Raw genomic sequence first — 26793 nt, forward strand, 5'->3', positions numbered from 1 at the left:
ATCTAACTCCTTCATCAGTAGTGAGCGAATGCTCCAATTCAACCATCAATAATTAACCCAGTGCTCCAGCGTAACGGCGCGGGTAAGTCCAATGGATTCGGCGAGGCGGATGGAGGCGAGGTTGTTCTCCAGCACCTGGTACCTGGGAATGTAGCCCCGTTGCAGAGTATGGAAGACTGCTGTACGGACTACACGCTGTGCCAACCCCCGCTGTCTGGCAGCTTCTATGGTACGTACGCCGCCTATCTCCCAGATTCGCTCCTCATTGCGGTACACCATACATGTACTGAGTGGCGTATCCCCGTCAAATAACGTCACAGCGAACGCCCCGTCTTCAAAATACTGCGTGATTTCCTCTAGCGAATAATCATTCGCCATCCACAGCGGCAGCAGCCGTTCATCGATAGCTTCACTGACCGTGCAGGCCTCATCTGCGCTGAACCCCTGGCCTTCGGCCGAAGAATAAGAATAGAGACTACGGACCCGCCGCAGTGCGAAATACGGTTCCAGCGCCTGACGGTATGCATCCTCCTGAAGCTTGAAGACCAGGTTGGCGTCCTGCGGCAACCGCTTGAGCAGGGCAGGGAAGACCTCAGGACTGCTGTAGTCCATCAGCACAACGGTGTCAGCCTCCGGGTAGGTCCGGTGATCATAGCCGAAGGTTGCGGCAGGCATAAGCAGCAGCACGCCCCACTCCTCCTGCTGTTCAATCAGCACGCTGTCGATCTGAGCATGATACGCCGTCATCATTTTGAGCAGCGTAACATTCTTCAGCGGATTCCGGCGTAATCTTTCCATTATGGCTGTATAGTGACTCATGCGGGATCACTCCTTTTACTCAGATTAATAGATAGTTCAATGTCATCCAGACGCTGGAACAGACACTCATATTGAGATAACAATGCAGGATCCTCTACCTGGACACTGGATCTGTAAAAAAGGATATCGCCCGTCCCCTCATTGATCCGGCCCCCTGCTTGAAGAATCTGCTTCAGATGCCTGGCGGTTCCGAGACTGCCGGAGATGAAGTTCACCCCTTCGGGGAATATCTTCCGCAGGCTTCCCTCGAAGTAGGGGAAATGGGTACATCCAAGGACCACCGTGCTGTACCGCTTAAGGTCCAAGTGTGCCAGCTCACTTTTCAGATAGGGAATAATTCTCTCTTCGTCAAAATCAAAATGCTCCGCAAACTGAACCAGCCCGGGAAGCGGCAGACTATCTACAATCTCCCCGTGATCGATACGGTGCACCAAATCATGATACTTCTTCTCCTGAAGCGTTAAGCGGGTGGCCAGTACCAGCACCTTCTTCTGCTTGCCCTCCGATTGTTCAACCGCAGGCTTGACTGCCGGCTCGATCCCGAGGACCGGAAAGTCATACCGCTGCCGCAGCTCTTCGATTACGATGCTGGTGGCTGTGTTACAAGCGATAACCAACGCTTTGATATGCTGACTGGCCATAAAATCTACCGCTTGCAGGATGTATTCCCTGACTTCGTCTTTTGTCTTCTCCCCGTAGGGAACATGGTCTGTATCTGCATAGAAGAGGTAGTCCTCTTGCGGCAAGAGCTTAAGCGCCTGATGAAGCACCGTTAACCCGCCAATTCCGGAGTCAAAAAATCCAATTCGCATATGTCCACTCTTTCCGTCATTATTAAAAGGATTCTATTATTCTATCATTAGACTTATTGTAGAACTATAGCGCATGGATAAAAGACCAGACTTCCGCCTCTGTTGCCGGAGAGGGAAGCCTGGACAATAAGCATATCAAAGCTGAAATCAGCTCTCGTTCTTGGTCACGCCGTTTAGACTCGGCACGACATCTGCTGCTTTATCAGGAGTCACCATCTGGGGGATTTCGCTGATGCTGGCGTGATTCTGCTGGTTGTTTTTAGAATCGGCGCGGTTATCTGCACGGTCATGCTTCGGGTCTGCACTATTCTTGGGCATACTGTTCACCTCCGTCTCTGCGGGTTAGTATGAGATAGAGGTTTGTATTTTATTCCAGTGGCGGGTACAGGTTATAGCCGAAGGAGGAGAGGGATTATGGCTGAGAAGACTAAGGTTGTAGAGGTGGTTCCGTATGATCCGGCCTGGAAGGCGGAATATAGCAGAATTGAGAAGCGGATGCTGGAGATCGCCGGAGATCTGATTATCGCAGCGGAGCATGTGGGCAGCACCTCGATTGAAGGACTGTGGGCCAAGCCTGTGATTGATATCGATCTGGTGATGGAGAGCTATGACCAGCTGCCGGAGATCATCCGCAGACTGCATGCGTTCGGTTATGAGCATCAGGGTAATATGGGCATTGAGGGCCGGGAAGCCTTCAAGAGCAACCAGGATGACGGATTCATGAAATACCATCTTTATGTATGTCCCAAGGACGGCAAGGGTTACGTGGAGCATATCCGGTTCCGTGATTATCTGCGCAGCCATCCCGCTGCCCGGGAGGAATATCAGGCGGTCAAGCAGCGGCTGGCTGAAGCGTACCGTTATGATATCGATGCGTATTGTGACGGGAAGACCGCGTTTGTGCAGTCTATTTTGCGGAAGGCGTCACAGCAGCAGGAGTGAGGGTGAGCTTACCTGGGCCGGGTCCAGAATCCCTCAGCGGACGGCTTGCCCGGCAGCACTGCCTCGTATACACGCATTCCCGCCGGGTCAAGGAACCCGAATGTTCTCCAGCCGTTTAACTGCGGGGAACCGAAACAGATATGCAGCTCGCGGGCTGTGTTGTCACAGACCATGGACCATAAGGTGCCTAAGCCTTCGCTGTAATGGTGACAGCAGATCCCTTCGGGATATTCGCGTCCTGCGGCAGCTTTCATGGCTTCTACAGGATTGATAGAGGTGTTATCGTCCATAAGTGCTGCACGCAGCGCGTCATATCTTGTCCATGAGTTCTCCATGACTTGCTGATTGTGTAGCTGCATGGAGGGCAGGGTGTAATGGTTCGCCGAGAGCACAAGCTGGCTTACGCTTAAGCTGGCAGCAGTAGCAGGATGGTACTGGATCTCTTTCTCGGTACCAGCCGTCTCCACAAGGGCGATGTTCCCCTGGGCGTCAGAGATCAGGAAGTTTCTGTAGTCGGCCACCGGCATGCTGCGCATGAGCTGGACCGCCCCTTCCGCGGTAGTACATTGATCCAGCAAGGCCCGGACTACGCCTGGAAAAATAAAGCCCTCCCCGGTCATCTCCGGCCGGACTCTCCCCGAGGTGGTGGTTACGGTAAGTCCTGCTTCATTCATCCCGTCATAACGCCCGAACAGCTGCAGCGCAAAGCCGGTATGCGCCGGTTTGCCCTTCACCCGGGTTGTGCTGAGCAGCAGCTGATTATACGGCTCATCCTCCCAGCCAAAATCATAATTACGCATATGACAGATATGTCCGCTCTGTTCCCCACTTGCTCCAGTTCGGTAGGCTGCCTGTGTGCAGTGGCCCGGTGCCTGAAAATAGGAATAATAGAATACGACATGGGCGGCCTCTACGCCGGTCTCATCGGCGAAGCCTTGAATTTCTTCATTCAAGCCGGGGCAGTAGCGCTCGAAGCTCTCCATGGCTTTGTCTGCAGCATAGGGAGTCAGCGGGGAGGCTCCCATGAAGGGGGAGGACAAGAAGGATAGCATGGTGGAGCTATTCTTATGATGGGCGCCCAAGGCGCGTCCGACCTCATAATGAGTGCCTTCGGTAACGAGATGTGTAAATTGTGCGGTCTTGCGCTGTAACAGGGGATTAGCATCCATGTGAATGTTCCTTCTCTCGGTTATTCTCTGCGCAGAGTAGGTTCATTATAACGGGCGTATAGATCAGGCGGCAAAGCCTGCTGCGCCCCAAATCCCCGGATGCGCAGCCAAGCGGCGAAGCGCTGTTATGAATTAGTCACATTTTCACTGGAATAGAAGGAAATACTTGTATTATTGAGGTTTTTAAGGTAAATTATTGGTAAGACTTTCGGATTACAATTCTTCCGGAAGTGCAACCTAATACTTGGTATATGCAAGCCGAAGAGGAGCATTTCCCCCAAATGCTCCTTTTTGCGTGGGCAGGCTGTTAAGGTGCGAATGAAACGGTCTGAAGCACATAGCGGATGAGGAAGAAGGCAATGATCAGTATGGAGAAGGCGCTTAGCAGAAAAGAAACAATCTCTCTACCTGAACGTTTGGTTCGCCGCATTACGGTCACCTCGGAGTATAGGAATGGATTAGCCGTCACAGGTTATGCTCTATCCATCCATATTATACATAATTATTCCAAGACTGTAATACAAGCCAAAACAGGCTGTGCAGACCAGACTTATGTTTGTTATTGTTGCCCAAATTAAGTTAGAATGAACCTACGCCAAAACAGCTTAGAAATCATTTACTTCAATGGAGGCATTGCACCTATGTCAGATTTTAATACAGAACATGAGAATCAGCCGCTGAATCGGACCCTGTTGAATGAAGCCGGGCTGGACCCCAAGGAACCCGTGGATCTTAATAACTGCGAGAAGGAGCCCATCCATATTCCCGGACTTATTCAGCCGCATGGTGTATTGCTGGCCGTAACTCAGGACACAGCTCCTAGGATTGTCCAAGCCAGTCTGAATACGGGTAAGTTACTGGGAACAGCTGCCGAAGCACTGTTAGGAACGCCTATGGCTGACTTGGTAGGCCCGGAGCAGCTGAAGATGATGCTTGAACGCAGTGTGAATGCGAAAGAAACAGCAGATTTACAATATATAGTTATAACGATTAAAGTGGCAGATCAGCCGGAGGACTTCTTCTGCATCATTCACGAAAGTGAAGGTCTGATGATCGTTGAACTGGAGCCTGCCTCCATCGATCAGAGCGACAGCTCCAATGACTTCGACTGGATCCGCACGTTCTTCGGACGGCTGAAGCATACGGCGAACCGTCTCGAAGCCAGCCAGGCCGCCGCCGAGCAGGTGAAGGAGATGCTTGGTTATGACCGGGTCATGATCTACGAATTCGATGAACAGTGGAACGGCAAGGTGATTGCGGAAGCCAAGGAAGAAGGACTGGAACCGTTCCTTGGCCATCATTATCCTGCGTCTGACATTCCGAAGCAGGCACGTGAGCTGTATCTGCGCAACTGGCTGCGGACAATCGTTGATGTGAACTATCTTCCGGTTCCGATCACCCCGGTGCTGCAGCCGCTTACCGGTAAGCCCTTGAACCTCAGCTTGTCCATCCTCCGTAGTGTGTCTCCGCTCCATATTGAGTATTTGCAGAATATGGGGGTAGGCGCAACGACCACCATCTCGCTGATCAATAATAACAAGCTCTGGGGACTGATCACCTGTCATCACTATTCTCCCAAGTATGTCCCGCACCGTATCCGTAATCTGTGTAATTTCCTGGGTGCCTTCTTCTCGAGTGAGCTGTACCAGCGTCAGCAGCTCGACAATTATCAGACGGAGCTGGAGCTGCGGACCAAGGCGATGAGGATTGTCGATATTTTCACAGGTAACGTCAGCTCTTCCCGGGTGATTGAACAGCTCGGCGATGAAGAGCAGACGCTACTGGGGATGATGGAGGCCTCCGGCGCAGCCGTGTGTTATCAGGACAAGCTGATGCTGTTCGGAGTAGCACCCTCCCAGGAGCAGGTGCGGGAGCTTGCCGGCTGGCTGGCAGGGAAGTCGAAGGATTACACCTACTGCACCTCCAGGCTCAGTCTGGAATATGAATCAGCCAAAGCTTACAAGAATAAAGCCTCCGGTGTCATCTATCTCGCCCTGACTCCAGGACACCAGAATTACATGATCTGGTTCAGGCCTGAGGTGGTCGAGATTGTGGACTGGGCCGGAGATCCGGCTAAGGCCGTCATTCAGGAGAATGACGGACAGCGCCTGTCTCCCCGCAAGTCCTTTGAGAAATGGCGGCAGGTGGTTCAGTCCACCTCACTTCCGTGGAGAGAGCAGCATCTTAACATTCTGCCTCAGCTCAAATCTATTCTGCGCGGACAGACCGAGAACCAGCTGCGTCAGGCGGAAGAACAGGCCCTGCAGAATGCCCGCAGTCTGCGCCACAACGAACAGCGGTATCTGCAGCTGATGGATCTGTCTCCGGTAGCCTTTTTCATGATTACCGATGATGTGATCGCCTACTGCAATAACCGTGCAGTGGAGCTGATAGGTGAAGAGAAAGGAAAATCCCTGATCGGGCAGCCGTTCCTGAACTATGTGCAGGAGTCTTACCGGCCAGCCCTGGAGCAGCACTTCACAGACCTGAGCCAGAATGTGACCCAGTTCGTATCTGATCAGGGACAGTTCCTGAGCAGCGACGGGCAACCGCTGGACGTAAGCCTGAGTCTGGCTTCGGTCATTCATGGCGGCAGACCATCCATTATGGCGGTGCTTAACACTGGAACCGGTACAGAGGCGAAGGGTGAAGCCTATATCGATGCGGCCAATCAGATGCAAAGCTATCTGACGACCGATTCACTAACCGATCTGCCGAACCGCCATGCCCTTGTGCATGAGCTGGATCAGCGCTGGGAGGATACGCTGAATACCCGGGAACCCTTGCTGCTGCTGTCGATTGATATCGATGATTTCCATTCCTATAATGCGGTACACGGGCTGAAGGGCGGCGATCTTTGCATCCAGTCGGTAGCCGATGTACTGAATATCATCAGCATCACGCACGGCACCTTCGTGGCCCGCTTCAGCGGGGCGAACTTCATCCTCACGATGGCGGGTGCGTCCGCCTCCCAGGCGGAGCAATTAGCCGAGTCCGTCCGTCAAGGTGTCTCTGATCTGCAGATTCCCCGCGACCGCTTTGAAGAGGAAGGGGTGGTCACTGTAAGTATAGGCGGCCTGTTGAAGGTACCGGTTCCCTCTGACCGCCCGTCTGACTTCATTGCCAAGGCGGAGAAGGCTCTTTATGAGGCGAAGTCTGCCGGGAAGAACCAGGTCGTGTTTTATTAAAAATATAAGAATTTATATGCTTCACACTATAAACTATCCTTCTATTTCTCGCTGAAACGGTACCGTCCTTTAAAAGGACTACGAAGCCGTTTCTACTTGACACCCGCTAGTACTATCGTGCATCCAGAGAAGAAGCCGGATGAGTCCATATTGGACTTGTCAGGCTTTTTTAGATAGAGTTTATATGTTTTGGGGTCCCCGCAAAGTTTTTGAGTCATCACCTACGCTAAAGCTCCACTTTGTGGGGTTATTTTGCTGTCCTATTCGTCCAATCCCCCGCAGGTAATCCGCATACATTACAGAGTAACCGTTGGTGCTGTCCAGAATCTTGTATACCATCATCCACATGATCCGCATTATCCAGAGCGAGGTGAACCGCATTGTCTGTAGAGAAGCATACACTGGCGGCAGGAACGCCCTATGCCACACCTTATTATGTCATTAGCAGCGGCGTCCCCGGACCTGTATTCATGATCATCTCCGGTGTTCACGGCAATGAGCCGGCGAGCAGCCGTGCAGCGCAAGGCATCGCCAGCCGGCTCAGCCGGGGAGATCTGATGCTGCGCTCAGGGAAGCTGATTATCGTCCCGCTGGTGAACCAAATCGCACGGCGCAAGGGGATTCGCGGGAATCCTGACCTGAACCGTACCTTCCCGCGCGGACAAGGCGTCCCGGCCCGTCATCCGTTGTCGGCAGCTGTATGGCAGCTTGCCTTGCGCTACCGCCCTTCGTGGGTGCTGGATCTGCATGAGGCAAACGGGCTGTCCGAGCTGAATCCGAAGCGGGTCGGCCAGACCCTGATCATCAGCCCGGTCAGCCGGGCGCATGGACTGGCGAAGCAAATTGTGAAGCGGATGAATCAGACGATCACGAATAGAGCTTACCGCTTCAACATACGGCATAGGGAGCGTGCAGGAACTTCCCGGATGGCCTTTCAGCGCCTGCTCGGTGCCCGGGCGGTGACCGTAGAGACCTGCTGGAGCCTGGACTATGCCTTAAGAGTAAGGCTGCAGAGTGAGATCGTCTACCACTTTCTGCGGTCTCAGGGGATGATCGGCTAATTAAGGGGATGACTCAAGGGATTGACACAACTGAATATAGTGTATATATTACATATATACACTAGTTACAACAAACACAAAGGAAGCTGATGCTGCTGCATGAATATCGTGATATCAAGTACATCTGGCGAACCGATCTACGCCCAGATTGTGGGGCAGATTCGCCAGATGATTCTCCAAGGCGAGCTACTCTCGGGTACGCCGCTGCCATCGATCCGCTTACTGGCGAAGGAGCTGCAGATTAGCGTCATTACCACAAAGCGGGCTTATGAGGAGCTGGAGCGGGAGGGGCTGATCAACTCCATTGTCGGCAAGGGATCTTTTGTCTCCGGGGCCGATCAGGAATATATCCGGGAACAGCGGCTGCGGATGGTAGAGGGCAAGCTGAAGGAGATTATTGACGAGAGCAGACAGCTGGGCATGGAATACGCTGAACTCGCGGAGATGCTTAAGCTGCTCTATGAGGAGGAACCGGAATGAGAACTGTAATTGAGCTAGACCATGTAACGAAGAGCTACGACCGTTTTGAGCTGAAGGATATTTCGTTATCGATTAAGGAGGGTTACATTACCGGGCTGATCGGCCCGAATGGCGCAGGTAAGACCTCAATGATCAAGATGATAATGGGCTTAATCTCGCAGGACCAAGGGGACATCCGGGTCTTCGGCCAGAACAACCATCAGGAGCAGGCAGCGATTCGGGGGCGGATCGGCTACGTCTCGGATGAGAGCTTTTATTATGAGAATATGACCGTGAAGCAGATGAAGAATATTATTGCTCCGTTCTATCCAGGCTGGGACAACGATACATATCTGAGATTTCAGGAGCAGTTCAAGCTGTCGCCGGGTAAGAGAATCAAGGATCTGTCGAAGGGGATGAAGATCAAGTTCTCGCTCGCCATCGCTCTGTCCCATGGTGCCGATCTGCTGATTATGGATGAGCCTACTTCGGGGCTTGATCCGATCTTCCGCCGGGAGATGCTGGAGCTGCTCAGTGAGCATATTCAGGATGAGAAGAAGTCGATTCTGTTCTCGACTCATAACACCACAGATCTGGACCGGATTGCCGACTATATTGTATTTATTAACGAGGGACGGATCATCTTCAATGAGATGAAGGAGAGTCTGAGCGAGCGCTATTTGCTGGTCAAAGGCGGGAAAGAGCTGCTGGACCGGGATGTACGCCAGTGGTTCGTGGGGTTGCGGGAGAACGGGCTGGGATTCGAGGGCCTGATCAGCAACCGCGCGGAGGGTGAACGTTACTTCAGGGACACCGCAATCTGCGAAACGCCTTCGCTGGAAGAGATTATGTATTATACGGTAAAAGGGGACGAAGCCCATGCATAATTCCATTGCGCTGATCCGTAAAGACTTCATGCTTACCCGGAAGTTCGCTTTGCTGCTGATTCCCTATTTTGTCCTTATGCTATATTACAATTCAGAAGCCTACACGGTATTCGCCTTGTTACCAGCATTACTGCTGCTGACTAACGCCTGCACGATTGATATGCAGCATAACAACCAGAAGTTTCTAGCCACATTGCCGGTGCCGAGACAACGGCTGATTCAAGCGAAATATTTGACGCTCTTGCCGCTCGCGCTGTTTAGCCTCGTCTGTACCATTGTAATGTACTATGTTGCGGTCACGATGGGCAAGCTGGATGAACCGCTGCGCTGGAGAGAGCTGGGGCTGATTACGGCTCTGATTCCGCTGCTTGCGTCATTCTATCTGCCGCTGTATTACTGGCTGGGGCAAAAAGGGATGCAGATCGTCAATTTCATCTTTATGATGGTGATCATGCTGAATTTCACAGCCTTTGCAAGCTTGAACAAGGAATTTCCGGCTCTCGCTCAATGGGTTCAGAACGGTAAAATAGAAAATATGCTGCTCGTTGTCATCGGCGTGCTGGCATACCTGATCATTATTTATGCCTCCTATCTGATTTCGTCGCGGATTTATGTGAACAAGGATATTTAGTCTCGTTGCCGGTATAGACTGCATCACAAAAATGACCTCAGCTTCCACCGTCCAGTGGCAGTCTGAGGTCATTCTTGATCATTCAGACATGGTTCACTCAGCGGAAGTTCCCGCTCCGTTCCAGGTTCTCTACGAAGTCCTTGGCTTCCTTGAGGCCCAGATTCCGCGCTTCGCGCACGACCTTGATTGCCTGGATCTTCTTGCCCTCGGCTATCAGCAGGCGGATTCTCCGCTCGAGGTCCGGTGCCAGCTCCGGGTTCTGCACGAACATCGGCGCAGGAATATGGCTGGTTCGGCTGAAGGAGGGGTCAGCGGGCATTCCTCCGGAAGGATCTCTTTGATTGAGCCGGGCTTCCAGCTCGTTCACACGCCGCTTCAGGCTGAACACGCTAAGCATAAGCAATAGCGCCAGCACCAGAGCCAGAATGGCGATGAGATCGATCGTATCCATATGTTCCATAGGCACAACTCCTTCCCTAATTATCTACTACCCGTAAGAAGAAAGAATGAACACTTCAGGCCTGATTGTTGATTGTATCCGCTTGGGCGGGACCCTACAATGAGTTACAGGAACAGTACACCTATTGCTTCAACGGTACGCGGATTCCCAATTCATCTGGAGGAGTGATCGCAGTGAACGAAGCTACACATATGAAGGCGATTCGGATACATCAATTTGGAGGGCTAGAAGAGTTAAGGTATGAGGATGCGCCCATCCCCGTTCCCGCAGCGGACGAGATTCTGGTTAAGGTGGCAGGGACCGCATTCAATCAGGCAGATGTCAAAATCCGCAAGGGATACCTACAAGCTATTTTCCCGCATGATTTTCCTTACATTCCTAACTTTGAGGTGTCGGGTACGGTGGAGGCAGCAGGAGCAGAGGTTACCGACTTTCAGGCGGGGGACAGAGTCTATGCTGCACTCGATATGTCCCGGGACGGTGCTGCCGCAGAGTATGTGGTCACCAAAGCGCAGTATGCTGCGCTAGCGCCAGTCTCCCTGGAGCTATCCGATGCTGCCGCGCTGCCGATTGGAGTCTTAACCGCATGGCAGGGGTTATTTGATCATGGTAATCTGCCGCAGGGTGGACGTGTGCTGATTGCCGGAGCGGCTGGCGGGGTAGGCAGTTATGCAGTGCAATTTGCCAAGCAGCATGGAGCGTATGTTATCGGGACTTCCTCAGCGGCCAGCATGCCGATGCTTCAGGAGCTGGGGATTGACGAGATCATTGATTACACCAAGGAGAGCGTCACGGACAAGCTGAAGGACAAAGTGGATCTGATCCTCAATTTGTCCCCTGAGAGCACTGAGGTACTCAACACATGGCTGCCGCTGCTAAAAGAGGGAGGAGCGCTGATCTCGGCAGTGAATCCTGCGGACGAAGCGCTGGCAGCGCAGCTTGGCGTTAAGGCACACCGGCTGTTTGCACAAGAGGATCGTACGCTGCTGACGCGGGTTGCAGAGCTGGTGGATGCGGGCAAACTGAAGCTCTGGATTACTGAGCGTCTGCCGCTGACCGAGTTGGCTGCCTCCCATGCCATGAGCGAGGCCGGTAAGATCCGTGGTAAGGTGCTGATTACGATTTAGGCCTTAGCGATCAGAGTCGACTGCATGAATAAGACCTCATTATAGATCACCGCCAGCTCCTCCGGAGTATAAGGCATCCCGCTGTGCAGCCATTCTTCCGTAATTCCGAGGAAAATAGACGCGGAATGCGCAGCGAGATACTCTGGAGGAACCGCCGGGTGTTCGGCAAATACGCCATTCATCTCCAGTTTCCGGTAGAAGCTGCGCTTGATAACCTCCTTGAATTGCCCCGGAAATACCGCATCCCCTTTAGCCCCGAGAAATAAGCGGATTCGCTCGCCGTGCTGGTGCAGATACTCAAGGATATGCACCAAGGGCGGATAGGGCAAGCCCTTCAGATAATGCCCGGACATCTCTTCACGTACGATTTTGACAACCATCACCTGCTCCAGACCTGTCAGTATTTCCCACTGCAGCTGCTCCAGCAGATCGTATTTATCTGTAAAATGCAGATAGAACGTTCCCCTGTTAATATGTGTTCTAAGCGCCAGCTGGCGTACGCTCACCTTGTGAAATCCTTCCTGCTCCATGAGCTGGAGGAAGTTATCCTCGATCAAAGCCCGGGTTCCCGCTGACATCCTCTCATGTATATCGCCCATACTGTGTTCGCCTCTTCCGTTAGCTGCTGAAACTCTATCTTTTTAAAATAGGATATTTAAAGCCAAAATTCAAATGTTAGCTAAGCCAAAGTCTTTCTGTTTACCATAAATGAGATTAAATGGTGTATAATTGTGGGAAAGGGAGGCGATTGTAATGACTGATTTCTTCAATCCGGGACCTCATGCGAATTCGACTGATCCCGGCGGGCACAAAGCCAATCATGACGTTAATGAACAAAAGCTTCATAAAGAAGGGCCTCAGGGATTATGGCGGCAGATCTCTGATCTGTTAATTGCCGTAGGTGTTATTGCATTGATTATTGTTGTATTCATGTGGATTTTTTAACCGAATAGTTTGAACTGATGTTTTTTTCTGCTATGGGACTGCCATGACTCCAGAGAATGTTTGGCCCTCCGGCCGCTGCCCAATTTGGATTTCCTGAATATAACCGCTCCTCGCGGTAGAAATCCAAATACAGCCTATGCTTACGATGCGAGCTTTCCTTCGGAAAGCTTTCAGGCGTACGCTACGCTCTTACAGTTCCTAATTTCCCCGCCACTTCTTTTGCTTTTTTGTTAATTTCTTTAGTGCGTCTTATATAACATCTCCAAATGATAGGGAGAGGGTCTAAATGATATATCACCGGGCCGAGCGGATGATTGAGACAGAGCGGTTACGGCTGCGCTTATTCAAGCCAACGGATGCAAAAGATGTCAGCTATCATTGTAACAATTACAACATTTACAAGAGTACTTTGACCCTTCCGTATCCGTACCCGCTGGAGTGTGCGGTCGACTGGATCGCGAATCATAAACAGAATTTTCACCTGGACAAGATGTATGACTTCGCAATCACTGACAAGGCAGACGGCCAGCTATATGGAGCGGTCGGGTTATCCAATCATCCGTCCCATCATAACGGTGAAATCGGGTATTGGATCGGCGAAGCCCATTGGGGGCACGGTTACGGAACGGAGGCAGCCCGGGCGGTTATTGAATTTGCTTTTGCAGAGAAGAAGTATCACAAGGTCTATGCACGGCATTTCGCCTCCAACCCGGCCTCAGGCAGAATTATGCAAAAATGCGGAATGTCCAATGAAGGCACACTGAAAGATCAAATACATAAGAATAATTCCTACGAGGATTTGGTGTATTACGGAATCATTAATCCCGCTCATCTAAGCCAATAACCCCGAGCCTCTCTTCCTTCGCCATCAGCCCTTCCCTCGATATTCACTCGGGGTTTGGCCGGTGAACTTCTTGAACTGCCGCATGAAATGGACATCGTTCTCATAACCGCAACTTGCAGAGATCTGGCAGATGGTATAGGTGGTGCTCTTCAGTAAATAGGACGCATGGCCCACGCGGTTAAGGATGATGTCACTGACGGCCGGAATGCCGAAGATCTGCTTGTAGATCTGCTGAAAATAGGAAGGGCTCATGTTCATCCGCTCCGCAAGCTGTTCGACAGAGTACCAGGTGGAGGGGGAACTGAGCACTTCATTTCTCAGGTTCAGGAATGAATCATAGTATTTGCTGACCGGCTGGCTAGACTCCACATGATGCCGCATATCGCTAAGCTTCATGAACAGGCAACGAATAATGGAGTCGATAATCTCCTGGCGGAAGCTGCCGTTCTGCAGATTCTCCCAGTGAAGCTCATTCACTTTTCTAGTGATATAGAGCGGGTCATGGGCCTTCATTAAGGTGTCCAGCGGCAGCTTCAAGCGTTCAAACCAAGCATTCGCCCCCTCCAGCTCGAAGTGAAACCAGTCATGCACCAGCGGCAGCTCTGCGTCTCTGTAGAAGTAGTGGCTGTTTCTGTTATAGATGATGTAAGTATTCGGTTCAGCGTAGACGCTCCGCGTCTGAAGCCTCAGCTCCATCTTGCTCCGAAAGAATACAAAGACGTAATCGCCGGAGCCTTCCGGGCGGTCAATCGTCATGCCCTCTGGATGAATAACATTCGAACCGCACCGCTTTAGGGTGATCATACACAATTCCACCTTTTTGGAGGATAGATCAGTCAATCAATAGAATAATTCATTTTCTTTCCCGGGACAAGGGAGTACTCTGTGATAGTGAATATGGAGAATACTTCAGTAATGAGAAAGAGGGTTAATTCTAATATGACTGGAACAACGACGAAAGCAGCTACGAAATTCTATACCCCGAACTACCCGAGACCCCAATTTGTCCGCAGCCAGTGGCTGGATCTGAACGGAGAATGGGACTTTAGCTTTGATGATGATCACGCAGGCATTGCGGCGCGCTGGATGGATCATTTTCCGGCCACACATACCATTAACGTTCCATTCACCTACGAGACAGCGGCCAGCGGCATCGGTGAGGAGAACTTTCACCCACGGATCTGGTACCGCAAGCAACTCGTCCTGTCCCCGGCGTTAGAAGGGAAGCGGACAGTGCTGCATTTTGAAGGCGTGGACTATAAGGCGGTCTGCTGGGTAAACGGCGGCTATGCCGGAGAGCATGAGGGGGCGTATGCGCGGTTCTCCTTCGATATTACTGATCTGCTCAGGCAGGATGGCGTGAACGAGATTGTGCTGATGGTGACCGACAGCGACAGCTGTCTCCAGCCCCGGGGCAAGCAGCGCTGGGCGGGCCGGAACCACGATTCGTTCTATGTGCAGACCACCGGCATCTGGAAAAGCGTCTGGCTGGAGCATGTCCACGCTACCCGGCTGGATTCAGTGAAAATGACACCCGACATTAACCGCCAAATGCTCCGCTTGGACTACAGCCTGCAAGGCTTGAATGAAGCACAGGATCTCCGGCTGGAGACGGAAATTACGTTTCAAGGGGAAAGAGTGAATAAGCTTAGCCTGCCGGTAGATAGAGCTTCGATGACCGTGGAGGTCAGCATGATGGGCGGCATTAACGGGCCTTGGCTGCAGAACCTGTGGTCTCCGGGGAACCCGAATCTTTTTGACATCGAGTTCGTGCTGTATGCGGGTGAACAGGAGATAGACCGGGTCGGCTCGTATTTCGGTATGCGCAATATCTCGATCAAGGGCGGCCAGATTCTGCTGAACAACCTCCCGCTGTATCAAAGACTGATCCTGGACCAGGGCTACTGGACCGATAGTCATCTGACCCCGCCGTCAGAAGAAGCGCTGATTCAAGATATTGAAGCGATTCTGGAGATGGGCTACAATGGGCTGCGCAAGCATATGAAGGTGGAGGACGCCCGGTTCCTGTACTGGTGTGACGTCAAAGGGGTATTGGTCTGGTCGGAGATGGCTGCCGCTTATGAATATAACGACGAGGCGCTGGAGCGGTTCACCAACGAATGGCTGGAGGTCGTGCGGCAGCAGTATAATCATCCGTGCATCATCACCTGGGTGCCTTTTAACGAATCGTGGGGAGTGCAGAATATCCTTCATGACGTCCGGCAGCAGACATTCACGGAGGGTATCTATTATTTGACCAAATCTATCGATCCTTACCGTCCGGTGATTACGAATGACGGCTGGGAGCATACGGTATCTGACATTCTGACCCTGCATGATTATGTCGAGCGGGGCGAAGCGCTATATGAAACTTACAAAGATAAATATTCTATCACGGGCAGCAGCGGTACCTATAACGAGTGGAAGTTTGCTTTTGCAGAAGGTTACAAGTATAAGGGGCAGCCTATCATCATCAGCGAGTATGGAGGCATTGCCTTCAAAAGCGAACACGGCTGGGGCTATGGCCATCAGGTGGATAGCGAGGAAGCTTTTCTGGAGCGGTTCGGCAGCTTGACCCGGGCGATTCAGGCCATTCCATTCATCTCCGGGTACTGTTATACCCAGGTTACCGACGTTCAGGATGAGGTCAACGGGTTAATGACTGCGGATCGCGAGCCAAAGGTGCCGCTTGTACGGATTAGGGAGATTAACCTGGGCCGGGGGATGTAAACTCTTTCAAAAAATCATAGAAGGGGTTGACGAAAGGAGAATATTAAACTATCATTCATAATAGTTACAAAAAATTAATATTTGTCAGGCAGCATTAGCCGGCAAGAAAGGAGACTGAGTTCTTTTTGAAGAAAGGAATCGTATGGCTACTGAGTATTGTGCTATTGCTATCGTTTGGATCTGAAAGAGCATCTGCGGATGACAGCTCCAGACTTGATCAAGAGGTTAATGATGTGATGGGAACTCCATATAAATGGGGGGGCACCAAGGCATCTGAAGGGTTTGACTGTTCCGGATTTATCATATACATATTTGGCAAGTTCAACTTAGATCTTCCGAGAACATCCAAGTCGCAGGCAAGTGCAGGCGAATATGTAGCCAAGTCCGATTTACGTCCGGGAGATCTTGTCTTTTTCGAAACCGGGGGCAACGGCATCTCGCATGCAGGCATCTATGTGGGCGACAACAACTTTGCACATTCCTCAAGCAATAAGGGCGTTACGATCACCAGCCTGTCATCAGGTTACTACAAGGAACGTTATGTTACCGCCAGAAGAACCATTTCTGAGAGCACTTATCAGAAGATGACTGGCAATTAAATATAGTAATACTACGAGCCTCTAGAACTTCTAGGGGCTCTATTTATATATAAGTACTGATCTTTAAATGATTTGACACGGGAATGAGGTGAGAATATAATGGTCGTAGCAACTATAGTCATGACTGCTATGAAGGAGGTCAACCTTGGAATTAGAACAATATATTGGTGTGAATGTGCAGCGCGCGGCACTTAAATTGAATAATTACTATCAAAAGGTAGTCAATCCGTTTGACATTACAGTAGATCAGTGGGAAATCCTCATCGTACTATGGGAAAAGGAAGGGATTACGCAAAAAGAACTTGCCGAGAGACTGCACAAGGACCAGACTAATGTTGCACGAATGCTGTTCAAGCTGGAGAAGAAGGAATTCATTTATCGTGTGGTTCATGAGACGGATCGAAGGTCTTTGCGTGTATATTTAACGCCTAAAGGACGGGATATCAAAGAAGAAATCCTTACCCCTTCCAATGAGGCATATAACAAAACGATCCAGGGGTTATCCAAAGAGGAAGTTGAGACGTTTCGCAGGGTTCTTACTGTAATCTACAACAACGTAAAAGATCTATAGTCTTAAGAGGAGACTCTCTATAATCAAAGGGAAGAGAGTTTTCTCGGTTATATACTTGCTGCGGCAACTATAGCTGTGACTATTATAATTCCAAAACTTATTCTTAAAAGGAGAATTGTCAGATGGAACTATCAGCAAAAGAAGCAGGGGTCTTCGACGCCAAGTACAGAGCATTGACCATTGGGATTATTCTTGCTGTAACTACCGTTGCGTTTGAAGGTTTAGCCGTGGTTACGATTGCTCCAAGCCTGGCACAAAAATTGAACGGGCTACATTTATACGGCTGGATATTTAGCTCTTTTCTGTTGGCACAAATCCTGGGAACGATGATCATAGGAGCGCGGATTAACAAACACGGCCTATTTGCCTCGTTTGGCCTATCCATACTGTTTTTTGTGATCGGTATCGTGATTGCGGCGACTTCCGTGAATATGATTACCCTAATCATAGGGAGGGTGTTTCAAGGTTTTGGTGGAGGTGCTATCATTACATGTGTGTATTACAGCATCACTTTAGGTTACCCCGATAAGCTGAGAACGAGAATACTTGCTTTGTTTTCCGGCGCATATATTGTACCTGCCTTAATTGGCCCTTATATTGCCGGGCTTATAGCGGAGCATGTCTCCTGGAGACTTGTTTTCTGGCTGGTGCTTCCCTTCATTGGTTTGGCTGTCATGCTGACGCTTCCCGCTTTCCGCAAATTTACAGTTAGAGTGAATACCTCGTCCAAGAATAACCGAAAAGAAGGTTTGGCAGTCCTACTGACTATTGGAGCGGGAATGTTGCTGGCTGGGCTGGGCTTTATAACCGATTGGAAAGGCATGGTGCTGTCGGCAGCAGGCTTACTTATCATGATTCAGCCCTTGCGGAAGCTGCTGCCAGAGGGCACCTTAAGTGCCAGAAGAGGTTTGCCGGCTACGATTGCTTCCAGAGGATTCTTTGTGGCCAGTTATAATGCGACCGAGAGCTATGTTGTCCTGGCTTTGACAGATGTGAAAAAGCTTCCTGCGGATATGGCGGGATTAATTGTAGCCGCAGGTGCATTAAGCTGGTCAGCGGCAGCCTGGATCCAGTCCAAGTTAGATGCCAAGGATCATGGGACGGGACGGAAGAAGCGGGTAACCGTTGGTATTGGATTTATGATTATTGGAGTGGCTGCGGTCATTCTCGCTGTTGGCCTTCCCGAAGGAGGGATCGCATTTGCAGTGATTTCACAGCTTTTCACTGGCTTCGGCATCGGTTTGGCACATCCTACGACCGGAGCGATTGCCCTACAGCATACCAAGACAGGTGAAGAAGGAGAGATTGCCGCCAGCCTTCAGTTTACCGACGCATTTAGTCCGGGACTAAGCATCGGAATCGGCGGAGGCCTTATCGCCGTCAGTCAATCACTGGATTTGGGGTTGTTGACTGGGATTATATTGGCTCTGTCTCTTCAATTGTTTTTCGTTCTTTTGAGTTTTATGCTTTCCTTCCGTATTAAGCAGGCGAAGGGCTTTTTCTAACAGAAAGATTAACAAACTCCAGATCGATAGAAGTATTTCTTATAAAAAATGCCTGAAAGAAATACGGCGCACTATCGCAGCGGATTCAATGATCATCTACGGATTCCATGGAGAGCAGTTTACTCCTTCCGGTGGCGTGGACTCCTTCATTACCAGTGGCTAGTCTCTGCGGCGGAAGAAAGCGTAGAATTCACCCTGCTGGCGCTGCTGCAAATGGGCAAAGGCAAACCTATTGTGGTTGACACGGATATAGCCCCGGAGTTTCTGCGGGCGATAGCGGGTGACGAGCGGATGGTCTATGTATATGCGGAGGATGAGCTGATCCGCCGGGATTATTTCAATCGGGATCATCTGCGGGGGATGCTGGATCTCTTCCCAACCCTGTCAGATCCGGAGCGTGCCAAGCGTGAGACACTGGAGGGGATTATTGAGAATACCCACAGGTCTTTACAGCGGGCAAGACAGCATCATGTGCAGCATTATATAAGAAATGCCCAGACCACCAAGGAAGAGATGCTGGCCAAGATTGAGACGCATTTTGGACTAAACTAGAACCGCCCGGCCACCCTTCATGAGGTGGCTGGGTGTGTTTTCCGAAAGGACACAACTATGAACCTGTCAGAACTAACCCAACATACTGCATCCCGCCTAAGTCCAATGCGACTGATCCCATGGGCATGTAGATGACCGTGAATTAGCCTGATCTCTACTCCTATAATCAGACGGCGACGTTGCCCTGGAATCCACCGGGGGGAGTCGCCGTTTTTGTTAGGGTGTGTAGCTCATAGTGTGCCCTGGCTCCTCGATATGCACCATCACCCGCACCAAATAATCCTCCGGATGCTTTATAACGATCTCATCCAGCAGGAATTCCTCGTAAGCATCTCTTTTAATAACATAAGTTCAAAACCTTCACAAGCAGGAAACCTAACCCGGATAGCAGGACCGATCCGATCAAGCCGGCTCCGAAGGCCTTGAGGCCCATGCGTCTAAAAGCAGCTAAATCTACGTTCAGGCCGAGGCCCGCCATAGCCATTGCAATGAGGAAGTACGCAGCAAGTATAAGCTTATCCGTGATTGCTTCAGGGATGATCTGCAGAGTATTGACGGTGCTCATTAGCAGGAACCCCAGGATGAACCATGGAACTGGAACAGACCTCCAATTGGATGGTCCGGTCTCCGGGTTCGCCTGCCGCTCCTTGCGGTTGGCCCAGATTCCGATGATTACAGCGATCGGAACCAGCATTGTGACACGTGTTAATTTGACGATGACGGCCAGATCAACCGCCTGCTTGCCGGCCGGCCCGGTTGCTGCAATGACATGAGCGATTTCATGTAGCGTGGCACCTGAGAAGATGCCGTAGCCTAGTGGAGTCAGGTTAAGAAAAGGGTAGAGAAGGGTGTACATCAGTGTGAAAATGGTGCCCAAGATTGCAACGGTTGCCGCGCTGATCGCCGTTTCCTCGTCACTGGCTTTGAGCTGTGGAGCGATGGCTACAACTGCTGCCGCTCCGCAGATCGCTGTGCCGCAGGCCGTCAGCAGTCCCAGTCTGGATTCTACCTTGAACAGTCTCGCCAGACCAAGCACGGTACACATTGTGAACCCAATACAAACCAAGGCGATCAACAGCACCTCGGGGCCTGCCTGAAGGATATCCTTCAGGCTAAGCCGCATGCCGAGCAATATGATGCCATACCGCAAAAGCTTTTTGGAGGTAAAGGAGATTCCGGGTGTTAAATAACTTGGAACGCCTAGCGTGGCTCTCCAGATCATTCCGAGCAGAATAGCTATGACTAATTGCCCCATAATGCACAGGAAGGGGAAGGCGGATACGTATTTGGCGAAAAGGGCCAGCATTAGAGGCAAGGCGATACCGAGCGCAAAGCCCTGTTTTTTCTTTACTTCCATGCGCACAGCTAAGTGTAGATTCATCGAAGTCACGTCCAATAGGTTGAATTTAGTTCCTTTAAACACTATATTCAGTTATGATTGTTTAGGGAAATACGGATTTTAAATGTATATCATAATAAATAGTTATCTTAAAGGGGGTGCGCGATCAACCATGCTTGAATCCTTGGTGGTCTATGTAACGGTTGTGGAGCAGCGGAACTTCTCCAGGGCGGCAGAGCTTCTGCATCTGTCACAGCCTGGGGTCAGTCTGCAGATCCGTAATCTGGAGAAGGAACTTGGCGTAAAGCTGATGAACCGTTCGCCCAAATGGGTGAAGCTGACGGAAGCGGGGGAGTTGTTCTATAGACGGGCGAAGGAAATGTTGAATCTCTACGAGTCGGTGAAGCTCGATCTGGCCCGGCTGCATGATACCGTCAGCGGAAGCTTACACATCGGGGCAAGCTTTACGATTGGCGAATATGTGTTGCCCCGGCTGTTCTCATCCTTCGCCAAGCAATATCCTGACGTAGATATGGGAATGACGATTGCGAATTCAACGGAGATTGTCACTGCCTTGCGAGAGAATAAGATTGAAGTGGGGCTGATCGAAGGAAGCATCGAGGCGGCGGATCTGCAGGTTGTTCATTTTATGAAAGACGAACTGATTATTGTCGCTGCTGAGAATCACCCGCTCTCGCGAACGGGCGCGGTGGAGGTGGGCGTACTCCAGGATCAGATATGGGTGCTGCGTGAGAGCGGTTCGGGGACGCGTTCGTTCAGCAATCATTTTTTGGCACAGGCTGGTCTAAGAATGAAGCGCTCGTATGAGATCAACAGTAGTCAGGGCGTGAAGGAGGCCGTAGCTGCCGGACTGGGGATTTCCATTCTCTCAAAGTGGGTGGTCCGCAGGGAGATCGAGACCGGTAAGCTCTTAGAAATTCCTGTGCAAAGCCTGAGCCTTGAAAGAGACTTCTCGATTGTGCGGCTGACCGGTCATGTTCCCAGCCGGGCGAACGAGGTGTTCGTGGAGAGATTGGTTAAGCTGGATAGTACATTGGTCTGAATAAGTGACGAGGTTATCTAACGGTCTGGTATACGAGGCCTATGGCTCCAGAATCAAATGTTTTGTTCTCAATAAGCTTCAGATTAATCTTCTCCTGGACACCTTGGAATAACGGCAAGCCGCTGCCGATCACGACGGGGGAGACCGTAATTTTATATTCATCGATTAAGCCAAGCTGCATAAGAGTGTGTGCGAACCGGGGACTGCCGAGAATGACGATATCCTCGCCTGGCTGCTCTTTGAGACGCTGGATCTCTTCCTCGACGTCCTCTTTGACCAGTCTGGAATTATTCCATTCAACGTTCTCCAGGGTTGTGGAAAAGACCACTTTGGCTGTCCTCTCAATCCATTCCGCATGATCCCGTTCGTGCTGCGAAGCGGAGGGATCTGCTGTGACGGAGGGCCAATGACTATGCATCATTTGATATGTACCACGACCCCAAATGACCGTGTCCGCAGTACTCAGAATTTCCCTCGCGTGGCTCTCCAGATCAGCATCATAGGCAACCCAGCTAATATCCATTGGGCCGTTCGGGCCTTCTACAAAACCGTCAAGCGAAGCGTGCAGGAATAGAACGAGTTTCCTCATATTCGTTGATCCTCCGATATTCAATTTGGTTATTAGGCTTAGTATAACTCATTATGTTTTGAATATTAAAGATTTAAGATTTAAGGATTGATTATGGAAGAGACAACATATCTTGAAAATTGCTAAAGATAAGGATTTAGGCTGAACTTGGTCAGGAATATTACATAATATGGTATGGAAATAATCAATTTTATAAGCTGGTGTAAGCTGAATATGATATTGTGGTGTTATAAGAATGTTTGTCAGTATACTTAATGATACAATTGTTATCTATGTTTATTGGATAAGGATTTATGTCCGCGGGTAGATGAGACAGTTGATGCGTTATTGGGATGGAAGCGATAAATACAACGTAGCATGTAAACCGTCAAAATCCTGTCAGAGGACGATTAGTACATGATTTAATTATACGATTGAGTCGCGGTTCACTTTTAAATAAGTACTTATTCACAAAACCCGTATTTTGTACATATGTATCTATGTGTATTTTTGCTTCTGAACTCTTCTTTGGCCTTGATTTGTCGGTGGACAAAAACATAGTCCCTTGTAGGACAAGAACATGATCCCATTGCCGACGAGGCCCCCTTTTGGCCACAAAAAAACAACTCCTTAGGAGTTGTTTTTAATAATCCTGTTTCTTAATATAGGAACTCACGTAATTAATCAATTCATAATTTTGGGGGTAATCCATGGATATTCGAGCCGGTAAATATGATTTCATTTTTGGAATAGCTCTCTTTCTTCTTAAGCTATGATTTGGACATTGATGTTCAGGTATTTTAGTGTTAGCTGTATTCTCATAATACATTTTAAAATTTATACCTTTAGCGCGCTTTCCTTTAATCTCTTGGTATTTGAAAGCAATTTTAAAATTGGCTTTTGTGCTCATGAGGATCTTATCCCAATCTGTATGTTTCTTGCCATGCAGCAAAGTATCGTTGGCATATTTAAGACAGTCATAAAAAAATGCTAAACTAAAACGATATGACCATTGTTCTTGAATCCACACCAATGTATCCTTATTAACCTGTTTACCCTTACTACTAAGAACATATTCTTCTAATAATAATTTAATGTCATCAGTTATTGCATTAGTAAGCAGCTCATATCCGTGTCGTCCTCCACTTCGCGCCACAACACTACTTCGGGTATCAGAACTATAAAAATGTTCAGTCTTTAAAAGTGTTTTACGCCAGTTAATATACGCGTAAGCATATGGACAAATATCAGGGAACTCTTCCTCATCACTTTTTAGTAACTGCCAAAATTGTTTTATACAATTAGAATGATTCCTGAGTAGATTCTTTCTTAAATAACGATTACAAGTTTGGAATGTATTCACATTATTATTATATAGATCTTTGTTAAATTGAGTAGAATAATAAAAATCATCTATAAGTATCTTATTGTTATCCTGAGTAAACGATTTCTTTGTATTATTACGTAAAGTTAAAAAAGGATACTTAATCTGTTTCTTTGCTAAAAGCTCCCCAAACATTTGATGGGAGTAAAGTACTCGACGGATAACCGTAGTCTTCTCCTTTAATTATTATTTCCATCGGCACTGAAAATGCTTCACCTACCAGTAATGCAGAACCTGTTATTAAGTAAGAAATGCGTTGTAACTGTGAATCACTAATATATGGTATACTCCTTCTCATTTGTTCTAGGTCAACATTGCTTCTAATTCTGTGAAGAATGAAATTATTACATTGAGATAACACTGTTTTGGATAACTCGCCGGGTCTCTGACTTGCTAAAAACATGAAAATTCCAAATTTCCGCCCTTCTTTTGCTATTTGTTCAAAAATCTTTATAGAATTATAAAAATCATTATCACTTTCGGTTATATATTTATGTGCTTCGTCAAAAATAAAGTGGTAAAGTGAATTAACTTGTTTATTATTTCGAGAACGTTGTTCCTTTTGATTATTATAGATTATTTTTAATACATAACTAGTAAAGAATAGCAAGTCTTTATTCTCAAGACTGGCGACTTTAAATAGAGTAAAACCTTTATCGAATTTACAAACTTGATTGAAATTATTGATTTTTTGCTGGTCATTATCAAACATTGATTTAGAGTATGAGGCAATTAAATTGCTGATACGCGTCATTAAAGTTGAACAGTATGAACGCACTTGAGAATTTCCTTTACTTTCTTCAAATAAAAAAGTCAGTTCTATTCCCAACTCTAAATTTTTTAGTTGTGATACTTTACTATTAGAACTTTCCAAAAGAGATAAAATTAATTCGCTACAATCTTCATAATGATATGTTGATTTATTGCGTATAAAGCTTTTAATGGCATCAATGAAAACTTGTTCATCATAACCTTGAAAATTACCATATTGAGAACTATATCTTGTTAGAATACTTTTTATTGTTGGATCAGTTATATTTTGAAGCAAAGACACTATTTTAGTTCTTTTACCTACAACTTCAGTGTGAACATTATTATATAGTTCTAAAGCGCAATATGCCTTAACCCAATCGCAAAAAGAAGCTTCATTATTTTCAATTAGATTGGCTAAACGTAGCCCATTCATTAAAATAGGAAGTTGCACTGCACTAGCTGGCTGTACTAAATTAATCCAATCATCTGGAGATAATGTGTCAAGAGGGATTGAGATGTCTTTTAGTACATCGGTAATAGTTGATGCTTTATCCGGAAGATTATCATACTCATCGTGAACATCAAATATAATAAAATTAGCAGAGTTAATATCTAATGAGAATTCTTCTGCCGTTAAGATTATTTCATTTAAAAGTTTACGTACAGTTGTTGATTTTCCTGATCCTGTGTTACCTAAAACACACATATGATTTGAAAGTAATTTGTCCAATGAGAATTTCGGAGAATAGTATTCATGGCTCGCTAATAAGCCTAAGGTCAACGCAGGGATATTATCTTCAATTTTGAAAATTAAATCCATATCAAGAAAATCGGTAAGATATACATCATTTCCAATCATCGGAAACTTTGATAAGCCAAATTTAAAGTTATCTCCCTTTATCTCTCCTATAGGTATTGCTTCGAAATATGCCTTATTATAAAATTTTGATTCTTCTTCTACATTATCAAATGGCTTTTCCAATTCAGCTAAATTTATAATTTGATAAATGAATTTTTGATGTAATGATTTATATATAGTAACGAAAGAATTTATCCCTTCGCAAATATAAAGATCCCCATGGAAATTATAATTAATTTTATTGGTATCTGGTATTTCTATAACAATTTTATTCGTTGATACCTTACTTATAACTCCTATGCTATTCAGAGTCTGCATTATTAATCCCATCCTCTAGCAGTTGGATAACGTTACTAAAAAAATGACCATCTTCTTTATTCGCATAATTCCCTCCGATGAAATGAAAGTTGCTTTTTTCTTTATGTTTTTCAATGAAAAGCTTAGCGTTTTGCTCGATTTTATTACCAAATACTATTAAGTTGAAATCATCGTGTTGAAGTGATTGCGAAATTAATTGATTGATATGCTCATCGGGAAAACCATATCCAATTACTATTAGTGTTGAGTTTTTTCTTTGCATATGATTTGTGAACTCTCTGAAAAGTTCAGAATAAGGACTTTGTTGAGATTCAAGGTGTTTATGTAACGTTGGATAAATCAAAATTTGTTGGGAATCATTGGTGAATTCATTATTAAAACTGTTGCTTTGCTTTATTATTTGATCTTTCTCATCAAAAATCCAATCAATAGAACCGTGAATTTTAAATAATTTCACAAATCGTCTAACAGCACTCCATTTTTCTTTGTATCTATTCTCTTCATCGACGAGTCTTAAGCGAAATACAGAAGGATCGAAAGTTCTAGAGACATACCCCTTAAATCCGTTGGTATAGTGTATTCCTAGCATTTCAAGTGATACTTCAGAGAACAAATCGTAATTAGTTGTAAAGACGTTAACAGGAGATACTTGCTTATTAAATTCTCGAAAGCTAAAGATGCTCCTATAAAATCTAAGATATAAGTCTAAAGTTACAATAGTATTCAAATCTCCGGGTGTTGATTGTTCATGTTGTTTTACATAATAATCAAGCATTATAGATTTCAAAAGAAATTTTTTTGTTTTTTTGAAGGCGTCTTCTATGCTATTAAAGTATTCAGAATTTGGCTCCAAAAAATTCAAGCCGTGATTTAAGTGGTTTAAAAAACCCTCAATATCCTTACTGTCTCCATCGTACTTCCCCAAAACTTCAGTTAATTGGGGTTCATTTGATTTTAAATCCATAAAGGTTTTACCCATCAATTGAATTGCCGGTAATGAGCAACCAGAACCAAGCAAAAAGTTTAAATTTTCTGATTTACTGCAAATTTGTTTCAAGATATTAGAAATATCTTTCTTTTGATCTTTAAATTCCATTTCGTCATTAATATCCTTATTGTTTCTTAAATGATATAAATGAGGCACTGGGAAGTAGAATGTCATTTTATCTCACCTTTTTGTTTTTTATACTAGTAAGTATAAAATTCGA

General features: G+C 47.6%; 28 protein-coding genes. 15 read left to right on the top strand and 13 right to left on the bottom strand.

Going from position 1 to position 26793, the window contains the following annotated elements; all coding sequences use genetic code 11:
• Positions 1-45: 45 nt before the first annotated feature.
• The 3 genes from C173_RS17015 to C173_RS34695 all read right to left on the bottom strand — a co-directional run bounded on the left by C173_RS17015 (position 46) and on the right by C173_RS34695 (position 1949).
• Complete coding sequence (locus tag C173_RS17015) at positions 46-819, bottom strand: GNAT family N-acetyltransferase (RefSeq protein WP_036726683.1); 774 nt, start codon at positions 817-819, stop codon at positions 46-48.
• Positions 816-1631 carry a glutamate racemase gene (murI, locus tag C173_RS17020; protein ID WP_036726685.1) on the bottom strand — a complete coding sequence of 272 codons (816 nt, stop codon included), beginning with the start codon at positions 1629-1631 and terminating at the stop codon, positions 816-818. The genes C173_RS17015 and murI overlap by 4 nt, the downstream gene beginning before the upstream one ends.
• 147 nt (positions 1632-1778) lie before the next feature.
• Entirely contained in the window at positions 1779-1949 is a 171-nt protein-coding gene (locus C173_RS34695; protein ID WP_200869561.1) for a hypothetical protein, read from the bottom strand.
• A 96-nt stretch (positions 1950-2045) separates the two neighbouring features.
• On the opposite strand from C173_RS34695, the gene C173_RS17025 reads away from it, so the two are divergent.
• Entirely contained in the window at positions 2046-2573 is a 528-nt protein-coding gene (locus C173_RS17025; protein WP_036726687.1) for a GrpB family protein, read from the top strand.
• 8 nt (positions 2574-2581) lie between these two features.
• Here the strand turns inward: C173_RS17025 and C173_RS17030 are convergent, their stop codons facing one another.
• The gene (locus tag C173_RS17030) at positions 2582-3742 is read right to left on the bottom strand and encodes a C45 family autoproteolytic acyltransferase/hydolase (RefSeq protein WP_036726689.1); all 1161 of its coding nucleotides are present in this window, start codon (positions 3740-3742) and stop codon (positions 2582-2584) included.
• Between the two features lie 307 nt (positions 3743-4049).
• Positions 4050-4172 carry a hypothetical protein gene (locus tag C173_RS35370; RefSeq protein ID WP_268748454.1) on the bottom strand — a complete coding sequence of 41 codons (123 nt, stop codon included), beginning with the start codon at positions 4170-4172 and terminating at the stop codon, positions 4050-4052.
• Positions 4173-4383: 211 nt separating this feature from the next.
• Between C173_RS35370 and C173_RS17035 the strand changes: the two genes are divergently transcribed.
• From C173_RS17035 to C173_RS17055, 5 genes are all read left to right on the top strand, one after another.
• A complete protein-coding gene (locus C173_RS17035; RefSeq protein WP_036726690.1) occupies positions 4384-6930 on the top strand; it encodes a diguanylate cyclase domain-containing protein in 2547 nt (848 codons plus the stop codon).
• 380 nt (positions 6931-7310) lie between these two features.
• The gene (locus tag C173_RS17040; protein WP_036726692.1) at positions 7311-7991 is read left to right on the top strand and encodes a succinylglutamate desuccinylase/aspartoacylase family protein; all 681 of its coding nucleotides are present in this window, start codon (positions 7311-7313) and stop codon (positions 7989-7991) included.
• 99 nt (positions 7992-8090) lie between these two features.
• The gene (locus tag C173_RS17045; protein ID WP_036726696.1) at positions 8091-8471 is read left to right on the top strand and encodes a GntR family transcriptional regulator; all 381 of its coding nucleotides are present in this window, start codon (positions 8091-8093) and stop codon (positions 8469-8471) included.
• Entirely contained in the window at positions 8468-9337 is an 870-nt protein-coding gene (locus C173_RS17050; protein ID WP_036726698.1) for an ABC transporter ATP-binding protein, read from the top strand. Before C173_RS17045 ends, C173_RS17050 begins: the two co-directional genes overlap by 4 nt.
• Complete coding sequence (locus C173_RS17055) at positions 9330-9968, top strand: ABC-2 transporter permease (RefSeq protein ID WP_036726700.1); 639 nt, start codon at positions 9330-9332, stop codon at positions 9966-9968. The genes C173_RS17050 and C173_RS17055 overlap by 8 nt, the downstream gene beginning before the upstream one ends.
• A gap of 97 nt (positions 9969-10065) precedes the next feature.
• Here C173_RS17055 and C173_RS17060 read toward each other — a convergent pair whose 3' ends face one another.
• Positions 10066-10428 carry a ribosomal protein L7/L12 gene (locus tag C173_RS17060; RefSeq protein ID WP_051478118.1) on the bottom strand — a complete coding sequence of 121 codons (363 nt, stop codon included), beginning with the start codon at positions 10426-10428 and terminating at the stop codon, positions 10066-10068.
• Positions 10429-10601: 173 nt separating this feature from the next.
• Here C173_RS17060 and C173_RS17065 point away from each other — a divergent pair, with 173 nt between their 5' ends.
• Positions 10602-11555 (top strand): NADP-dependent oxidoreductase, encoded by a 954-nt coding sequence (locus tag C173_RS17065; protein WP_081751208.1) that lies wholly within the window; start codon positions 10602-10604, stop codon positions 11553-11555.
• On the opposite strand, the gene C173_RS17070 is transcribed toward C173_RS17065, so the two are convergent.
• Positions 11552-12154, bottom strand: a complete 603-nt coding sequence (locus C173_RS17070; RefSeq protein ID WP_036726704.1) for a TetR/AcrR family transcriptional regulator — start codon at positions 12152-12154, stop codon at positions 11552-11554. The two genes, C173_RS17065 and C173_RS17070, sit on opposite strands and share 4 nt — an antisense overlap.
• Positions 12155-12308: 154 nt before the next feature.
• On the opposite strand from C173_RS17070, the gene C173_RS17075 reads away from it, so the two are divergent.
• Together C173_RS17075 and C173_RS17080 are read left to right on the top strand one after the other, a co-directional pair.
• Positions 12309-12500: a hypothetical protein gene (locus C173_RS17075; RefSeq protein WP_036726714.1), complete on the top strand. Its 192-nt coding sequence runs from the start codon at positions 12309-12311 to the stop codon at positions 12498-12500.
• Positions 12501-12786: 286 nt separating this feature from the next.
• Positions 12787-13344: a GNAT family N-acetyltransferase gene (locus tag C173_RS17080; protein ID WP_036726715.1), complete on the top strand. Its 558-nt coding sequence runs from the start codon at positions 12787-12789 to the stop codon at positions 13342-13344.
• A gap of 24 nt (positions 13345-13368) precedes the next feature.
• On the opposite strand, the gene C173_RS17085 is transcribed toward C173_RS17080, so the two are convergent.
• Positions 13369-14148, bottom strand: coding sequence for a helix-turn-helix domain-containing protein (locus tag C173_RS17085; RefSeq protein WP_036726716.1), 780 nt, complete (start codon positions 14146-14148; stop codon positions 13369-13371).
• Between the two features lie 135 nt (positions 14149-14283).
• On the opposite strand from C173_RS17085, the gene C173_RS17090 reads away from it, so the two are divergent.
• The 5 genes from C173_RS17090 (at position 14284) to C173_RS17110 (ending at position 19301) form a co-directional block, all read left to right on the top strand.
• Positions 14284-16074 carry a glycoside hydrolase family 2 protein gene (locus C173_RS17090; RefSeq protein WP_036726717.1) on the top strand — a complete coding sequence of 597 codons (1791 nt, stop codon included), beginning with the start codon at positions 14284-14286 and terminating at the stop codon, positions 16072-16074.
• A 125-nt stretch (positions 16075-16199) separates the two neighbouring features.
• Complete coding sequence (locus C173_RS17095; protein WP_036726718.1) at positions 16200-16673, top strand: C40 family peptidase; 474 nt, start codon at positions 16200-16202, stop codon at positions 16671-16673.
• Between the two features lie 145 nt (positions 16674-16818).
• Positions 16819-17244: a MarR family winged helix-turn-helix transcriptional regulator gene (locus C173_RS17100; RefSeq protein WP_036726721.1), complete on the top strand. Its 426-nt coding sequence runs from the start codon at positions 16819-16821 to the stop codon at positions 17242-17244.
• 122 nt (positions 17245-17366) lie between these two features.
• The gene (locus tag C173_RS17105; protein WP_036726723.1) at positions 17367-18749 is read left to right on the top strand and encodes an MFS transporter; all 1383 of its coding nucleotides are present in this window, start codon (positions 17367-17369) and stop codon (positions 18747-18749) included.
• A 48-nt stretch (positions 18750-18797) separates the two neighbouring features.
• Positions 18798-19301, top strand: coding sequence for a hypothetical protein (locus C173_RS17110; RefSeq protein ID WP_051478119.1), 504 nt, complete (start codon positions 18798-18800; stop codon positions 19299-19301).
• A gap of 337 nt (positions 19302-19638) precedes the next feature.
• On the opposite strand, the gene C173_RS17115 is transcribed toward C173_RS17110, so the two are convergent.
• A complete protein-coding gene (locus C173_RS17115) occupies positions 19639-20658 on the bottom strand; it encodes a YeiH family protein (RefSeq protein ID WP_235191923.1) in 1020 nt (339 codons plus the stop codon).
• A gap of 154 nt (positions 20659-20812) precedes the next feature.
• On the opposite strand from C173_RS17115, the gene C173_RS17120 reads away from it, so the two are divergent.
• The gene (locus C173_RS17120) at positions 20813-21703 is read left to right on the top strand and encodes a LysR family transcriptional regulator (RefSeq protein ID WP_036726728.1); all 891 of its coding nucleotides are present in this window, start codon (positions 20813-20815) and stop codon (positions 21701-21703) included.
• A gap of 13 nt (positions 21704-21716) precedes the next feature.
• On the opposite strand, the gene C173_RS17125 is transcribed toward C173_RS17120, so the two are convergent.
• The 4 genes from C173_RS17125 to C173_RS17140 form a co-directional block, all read right to left on the bottom strand.
• Positions 21717-22292 carry a dihydrofolate reductase family protein gene (locus C173_RS17125; protein WP_036726730.1) on the bottom strand — a complete coding sequence of 192 codons (576 nt, stop codon included), beginning with the start codon at positions 22290-22292 and terminating at the stop codon, positions 21717-21719.
• A gap of 622 nt (positions 22293-22914) precedes the next feature.
• Positions 22915-23790, bottom strand: coding sequence for a hypothetical protein (locus C173_RS17130; RefSeq protein ID WP_036726732.1), 876 nt, complete (start codon positions 23788-23790; stop codon positions 22915-22917).
• Positions 23756-25585, bottom strand: coding sequence for an ATP-binding protein (locus tag C173_RS17135; protein ID WP_051478120.1), 1830 nt, complete (start codon positions 25583-25585; stop codon positions 23756-23758). The genes C173_RS17130 and C173_RS17135 overlap by 35 nt, the downstream gene beginning before the upstream one ends.
• Entirely contained in the window at positions 25569-26747 is a 1179-nt protein-coding gene (locus C173_RS17140; protein WP_051478121.1) for an SIR2 family protein, read from the bottom strand. Before C173_RS17140 ends, C173_RS17135 begins: the two co-directional genes overlap by 17 nt.
• Positions 26748-26793 lie beyond the last annotated feature (46 nt).

Source organism: Paenibacillus sp. FSL R7-277 (assembly GCF_000517965.1).
Classification (GTDB): domain Bacteria; phylum Bacillota; class Bacilli; order Paenibacillales; family Paenibacillaceae; genus Paenibacillus_AQ; species Paenibacillus_AQ silagei.